The organism is Rossellomorea aquimaris (genome assembly GCF_001877785.1).
Taxonomy (GTDB): Bacteria; Bacillota; Bacilli; order Bacillales; family Bacillaceae_B; genus Rossellomorea; species Rossellomorea aquimaris_A.
The window spans coordinates 1-439 of sequence record NZ_MINN01000043.1 but is presented as its reverse complement, the minus strand read 5'-3'; the positions used below and the strand labels follow the sequence as shown (position 1 = coordinate 439).

General features: G+C 50.8%; 2 protein-coding genes. Both read right to left on the bottom strand.

Annotation, left to right across the window (positions count from 1 at the left end; genetic code table 11):
* Positions 1–104, bottom strand: a 104-nt coding sequence (locus BHE18_RS01560; RefSeq protein ID WP_141771795.1) for a hypothetical protein, incomplete at its 3' end; no start/stop codon positions are given.
* A 63-nt stretch (positions 105–167) separates the two neighbouring features.
* Positions 168–439: TIGR04211 family SH3 domain-containing protein (locus tag BHE18_RS01555; protein ID WP_141771794.1), on the bottom strand; the 272-nt coding region annotated here is incomplete at its 5' end.

The following is a 439-nucleotide window of genomic DNA, read 5'->3' as shown; positions in this document are numbered from 1 at the left end:
AGCATCTCCTGTGGCGTACTGCCGACCACCACCCAATCTCTGTCTTTGACCGGTAGCCCTAACAATGCATCCCGAACAGCACCACCGACCAGATAAATCTTCACGCCATCATCCCTTCGTCAAATACACAATTCCTCATAATAAGACAGTGCAACGAAGAAGGCGATTTAGTTCATCCAGCGATCTTTGCGTTTGCGGCTTGGGATCAGGTGCGGCAGTACCAGACCAAGCAGCAAGCCAAGCCCCAGCACGCCACCGCCATACATAAACCACTGCATGATGATGGTGCGCTGTTTGTCATCCAACTGTACGCTGGCGGCATCGACCTTTTTCTGCGCGACAATCAGCTCGTTTTTCAGTTTCTGATTTTCTTCTTTTAACCTGTTGATCACGCTGTCACTCTGCGCCACTTTTTGCTGCATTTCTGCGGTGCGCTGAT